This is a genomic window from Mesorhizobium sp. M5C.F.Ca.IN.020.29.1.1 (genome assembly GCF_003997375.1).
In the GTDB taxonomy this organism is placed as follows: Bacteria; Pseudomonadota; Alphaproteobacteria; order Rhizobiales; family Rhizobiaceae; genus Mesorhizobium; species Mesorhizobium wenxiniae.
In genome coordinates this window covers 1-4117 of the sequence record NZ_RZSW01000550.1, presented here as the reverse complement: position 1 = coordinate 4117, position 4117 = coordinate 1, and the positions used below count along the sequence as shown (strand labels likewise).

Annotated in this window: 6 protein-coding genes; 4 read left to right on the top strand and 2 right to left on the bottom strand. The window is 61.4% G+C overall.

The window, feature by feature from the left end; all coding sequences use genetic code 11:
- Both EOA85_RS29345 and EOA85_RS29340 read left to right on the top strand, forming a co-directional pair.
- A partial coding sequence (locus EOA85_RS29345; protein ID WP_164759958.1) for a sensor histidine kinase KdpD occupies positions 1-1863 on the top strand: 1863 nt, incomplete at its 5' end.
- Positions 1860-2552, top strand: coding sequence for a response regulator transcription factor (locus tag EOA85_RS29340; protein ID WP_127212087.1), 693 nt, complete (start codon positions 1860-1862; stop codon positions 2550-2552). The genes EOA85_RS29345 and EOA85_RS29340, both read left to right, overlap by 4 nt.
- A 121-nt stretch (positions 2553-2673) precedes the next feature.
- On the opposite strand, the gene EOA85_RS39415 is transcribed toward EOA85_RS29340, so the two are convergent.
- Positions 2674-2991 carry a hypothetical protein gene (locus EOA85_RS39415; protein ID WP_245486121.1) on the bottom strand — a complete coding sequence of 106 codons (318 nt, stop codon included), beginning with the start codon at positions 2989-2991 and terminating at the stop codon, positions 2674-2676.
- On the opposite strand from EOA85_RS39415, the gene EOA85_RS29330 reads away from it, so the two are divergent.
- Both EOA85_RS29330 and EOA85_RS29325 read left to right on the top strand, forming a co-directional pair.
- Positions 2990-3256: a hypothetical protein gene (locus tag EOA85_RS29330; RefSeq protein WP_245486119.1), complete on the top strand. Its 267-nt coding sequence runs from the start codon at positions 2990-2992 to the stop codon at positions 3254-3256. The two genes, EOA85_RS39415 and EOA85_RS29330, sit on opposite strands and share 2 nt — an antisense overlap.
- Before the next feature lie 133 nt (positions 3257-3389).
- Complete coding sequence (locus EOA85_RS29325) at positions 3390-3899, top strand: NUDIX hydrolase (RefSeq protein WP_127212085.1); 510 nt, start codon at positions 3390-3392, stop codon at positions 3897-3899.
- Here the strand turns inward: EOA85_RS29325 and EOA85_RS29320 are convergent.
- A partial coding sequence (locus EOA85_RS29320) for a citrate/2-methylcitrate synthase (RefSeq protein ID WP_281033799.1) occupies positions 3875-4117 on the bottom strand: 243 nt, incomplete at its 5' end. The two genes, EOA85_RS29325 and EOA85_RS29320, sit on opposite strands and share 25 nt — an antisense overlap.

Genomic DNA, 4117 nt, shown 5'->3' with positions numbered 1-4117 from the left:
GCGCTTCATGTCGATACCCCTCGTTCAGCCGCGATGTCGGAGGAGGACAAGGATCGGCTGGCGACGCTGCTGCGCCTTGCCGAGCAGCTCGGCGCCGAGGTAACGACCATTCCAGGTCAGAACGTTGCGCAGGACATCGTTCGCCATGCGACCGCGAACAACTTCACCCATATCGTGATCGGCAGGCCGACCCGATCGCGCTGGCGGGAATTGATCGAAGGCTCGCTCACTTATGATCTCATCCGTAATGCCGGCGACATCAGCGTCCATGTCATTTCGGGAAACGAACGCAACGCCGAGGCGACGTCGAGGACCGTCAGGGCGGCGGACGAGCAGTGGCAATTCGAGATCTGGCCCTATCTCAAGGCCACGGCCTATGTTGTTGGCTCGCTCGCCTTCGCCCTCCTTCTCCACCAGTTTCTCGATGTCCGCAATCTGGCGATCATCTTTCTCATCGGGGTCCTGACGTCGGCGGTGACCGGCGGTCTCTGGCCGGCCTTGTATGCCTGCCTCATCAGCGCCATTGCCTTCAACTATTTCTTCCTGGAACCACGCTACACACTGACGATCCACGATCCGGAGAGCATCGTTGCGCTGGCTGTCTTCCTGGTTGTTGCGGTCATTGCCAGCAATCTGACGGCGCGTGTGCAGCGGCAGGCGGTCGCCGCCCGATCACGGGCACGCGCCACGGAAGATATGTATCTCTTCTCAAAGAAGCTCGCCGGCGCCGGCACGCTGGACGACGTACTGTGGGCCACAGCCTTCCAGATTGCCTCGATGCTGAAGCTGCGCGTGGTGCTGCTTTTGCCGGAGAATGGTTCGATCACCGTCAAGGCCGGCTATCCGCCTGACGACACGCTGGCCGAGGCAGACATCGCAGCCGCCCGTTGGGCCTGGGAGCACGATCGCGCTGCGGGCCGTGGCGCCGATACGCTTCCCGGGGCAAAACGCCTATATCTTCCGCTGCGGACCGGGCGCACCGCTGTCGGCGTCGTCGGCCTCGACAACGACAAGCAAGGCCCGCTGCTGACTCCCGAACAGAAGCGCCTCCTCGACGCCCTCGCCGATCAGGCGGCAGTCGCCATCGAACGCATCCAGCTTGTTGCCGACGTCGACCGGGCCAAGCTCGAGGCCGAGGCGGACCGCCTGCGCTCGGCGCTGCTGACCTCGATTTCCCATGATCTGAAAACTCCGCTGGCCGCCATCATGGGCGCCGCCGGTACCTTGCGGGAATTTGCGCCGGCGCTTCCCGAAGCGGACCGGGCGGACCTGCTGTCGACCGTGCTCGACGAATCGGAACGGCTGAACCGCTTCATCGCCAATTTGCTCGACATGACCAAGATCGAATCCGGTGCGATGGAGCCGAACTACGCATTCCACTATGTCGGCGATATTGTCGGCACCGCCTTGCATCGAGCCAGAAAAATCATCGGCGAACACAAGACCGAAATGGACATTCCCACGGATTTGCCGATGTTGAGGGTCGATCCCGTCCTGTTCGAGCAGGCGCTGTTCAACCTCCTCGACAATGCCGCTAAATACGCGCCGCCAGCTTCGACGATCCGCCTGCAGGGCTGGGCCGACAATGGTTCCGTCATCGTGCAGATCATGGACGAGGGGCCAGGCATTCCGCCAGCGGACCTGGAGCGCATTTTCGACACGTTCCACCGGGTGCGCAAGGGCGATCAGGTCCGTGCCGGCACCGGGCTCGGGCTCTCGATCTGCCGCGGCTTCATCGAGGCGATGGGCGGCACGATTTCGGCGGTCAACAGGACCGATCGCTCGGGTGCGGTTTTCACCATCAGGATGCCGGTACCGGCAGACCAACATGTGAACGAACCCGACATGGATGACCTGCCATGACGAACCTGGACGTCAGGATATTGGTCGTCGATGACGAACCGCCGATCCGCAAGCTGCTCCGCGTCGGCCTTGGCAGCCAGGGCTATGCAATCAGCGAGGCGCCGAACGCCAAGGCGGCGATCGAACTCATGGAGACGGAAAGGCCGGACCTGATCCTGCTCGATCTCGGCCTGCCCGGCATGGACGGCCACGAATTGCTGCGCAAATGGCGGGATGACGGCATGGATGTTCCCGTGGTCATCCTCTCCAGCCGCACCGACGAGACCGGCATCGTCTCGGCACTTGAGCTCGGCGCCGACGACTATGTCATCAAGCCGTTCGGCATGAACGAGCTTGTCGCGCGCGTCCGCGTGGCGCTCCGCCACAAGTTCCAGCAGCAGGGTGAGAAGCCGGTCTTCCACACCGGCGATCTCACGGTCGATCTGGTGAAGCGCATCGTCACGATCGAGGGCAGGGAGATAAAGCTCTCGCCGAAGGAGTACGACATCCTGCGCATCCTCGTGCAGCACGCCGGCAAGGTTCTCACCCACCAGTTTCTTTTGAGGCAGGTCTGGGGCGATTCGACCGACGTGCAGTATCTCAGGGTCTATGTGCGGCAGCTCAGGCAAAAGATCGAGAAAACGCCCGACCAGCCGCGTTACATCACCACCGAAACCGGCGTCGGATATCGTCTGCGCGAAGTGGATTGAATATAATCCTGGTGGACAACGCTCAATCGGCCGAGAGTTCCGCGGTTCGAGAAAGCGCGCCGCTGGAGCCGGCCAATGAGATGGGAAGCTGATCGGCTAGCCTGTATTGAGCGCGACCGTATTAATTCTCAAAAATGGTGGCGGCCCTGAGCAGCGGCGTGATTTTCGCGTTGAATGCCTCGGGCACCAGGCAACCGGCGGTCTCACAGGTGCTGAGCTGCAGGATGCCCTCAATTTCTTGTCGCCGATCTCGAGATTTATCCCCTTGCCCGGCACTACATGGGTCGACCGGCTTTGAGTTCCGGTAACTCAACCCGCCAATTCCGCCCCGCGAGGCTTTAGCCATGGCATCACCGGGCAAATGCCCTATATAATTGGAGGCTCCAGTTTGGTGCGGGAATGAATGGATGTCGCAGCTTCGCCCATCGATGATCTTCATGTCGGCAATGCTGGCAACAGCGATGCTGTCGGACGCGGCCATCTCCGCGCAGATCGTCACTCCCGCCAACCGCAACGCGCTGGTCCTGCAAAACGAATTGCAGATGCTGGAGAACAGGCTGCGGCGGCAGCGATACCAGCAGCAGCAACAGCAGTTCCGTGCCCAGGATCGCGAGGTCGCGCCGCAACGGCCTGATATTCAGCAGATGAGGCCTACGTGCCAGTTGCGGCGGTCGGGCAGCCGCTTTATCAGCACCTGCCGCTGATGAGCCGACGCTTTTCATTTATTTAGCCGGCTTATAGCCTTGAATACCGCTCCACTTGAAGTAGCATCAAAGGCGGTTTTGATTTTCGCAACGTGCCTTTGTGCTTGGGCACTGCCCTGATTGGATCTCGGGAATGGCAGCCACCAAGAAGAAGGTTGTACGCAAGGCGAGGAAGGGCGAGCGGATCCGTCAGGTCGCGGCGATTCCTTTTCGGCTGAGCGAGCATGGCAACGTCGAGGTGATGCTGGTCACCTCGATATCGACAATGCGCTTTATCGTGCCCAAGGGCTGGCCGATGAAGGGCAAGAGTGGGCGCAAGGCAGCCACCATCGAAGCGCAGGAGGAAGCCGGCGTCCTCGGCAAGACGCTGAAGCAGCCGGCCGGCACCTATTCCTACTGGAAGCGGCTGACAAACCGCTTCGTCCGCGTCGACGTCATCGTCTACCTGCTGGCGGTGACGGAGGAGCTGGCCAATTGGCAGGAAGCCAAAAGGCGGCATCGAGCATGGCTGACGCTGGCAGACGCAGCAGCGCTTATCGACGAGCCCGATCTTTCAACGCTGCTGAAGAACTTGAAAGTTCCCCATCCAGCGCCCGCTGGCGAACCTGAACCAAGGCCTCATTTGGAGTCGCCATCTCCCTGAGTAAAAGGCCGCACCGGCGTGCCGGTATAGGCCCACAGCCATTCGCGCGGCAGTGGTCCCTTGTTGCGATCGCTCTGTTGCGACTGTTCCCACGCATGCGCCAATATGCCGACCGAGCGCGAGAGCACGAAAAGGCCGCGTGTCAGCGGCGGTGGAAAGCCGAGCTCGCCATAGATGACGGCAGTGGCGCCGTCGATGTTGAGCGGGATCTTCTTGCC